The 843-nt window shown below is 57.1% G+C and carries 1 protein-coding gene; it reads right to left on the bottom strand.

Annotation, left to right across the window (positions count from 1 at the left end):
- Nucleotides 1-843, bottom strand: an 843-nt coding sequence (locus tag JHD74_RS25850) for a condensation domain-containing protein (protein WP_233169695.1), incomplete at both ends; no start/stop codon positions are given.

Here is an 843-nt window from a genome sequence, read left to right as displayed (position 1 = left end):
CTTGCGCGTCATACTGCTCGAACAGGCTTTCTCCTTCGGTACGTCCTGTGGCGCCAAACGATTGGAGACTGAACATCACCTGGAATATCGGGTGCCTTGAACTGTCCTTTTCCGTTTTCAGCACTTCAACCAGCTTTTCAAAAGGCAGATCCTGATGGGTATGCGCTTCACTGACCTGCTGCCCCGTTTCGCCAATAAATTCTCTGACCGTTTGGCTGACGTCTATCTGCCGTCTGAGGACCAGCGTATTGACAAACAGGCCCAGGGTGTCTTCCACCCCCGGGTAATGCCTGCCCGCTATCGGTGTCCCCAACACGATATCCTGCTGGTTACTGTAAACCCCCAGCAGCAGGTAATAGCCGCTCAGCAGTACCGTATACAGGCTGACGTTCAACGAGGCGGCCAACGCCCGCAGTTCGGCACTGGTCGCCGCATCCAGCTGGAAGGTGATATCGTCGCCGCGATAATCCAATTGCAGTGGACGCACATGGTCCGTCGGCAGGTTGAGTGGTTCATGATCCGCCAGTTGCCCATGCCAGTAGGCCAGTTGCTTGTCCAGCGTGGCACCTTGCAGGTGTTGGCGCTGCCACAGCGCAAATTCCCGGTACTGCACCAGCGGGGCCGGGAGTTCGTTGCTGGCCTCTCCGGTGAACACGCGGTAATAGTGCAGCAACTCTTTCAACAGCAGATCCACCGACCAGCCGTCAAACGCGATATGGTGAATGACGATGCTGAAGTAGTGGCTCCCCGCCAGCGTATAACTGCTGGCTGCAATTGGGCACTCCTGCGCCAGATCAAATACCCGGTGCTGATGCTCATGCAGCCGCGCATGCAGCGCTTGCA

Origin of the sequence: Serratia sp. ASV30, from assembly GCF_016428815.1 — a bacterium.
GTDB classification, from domain to species: domain Bacteria; phylum Pseudomonadota; class Gammaproteobacteria; order Enterobacterales; family Enterobacteriaceae; genus Chania; species Chania fonticola_C.
Note: the sequence above shows the minus strand (reverse complement) of the source record. Positions and strands in the feature narration are given on the sequence as shown.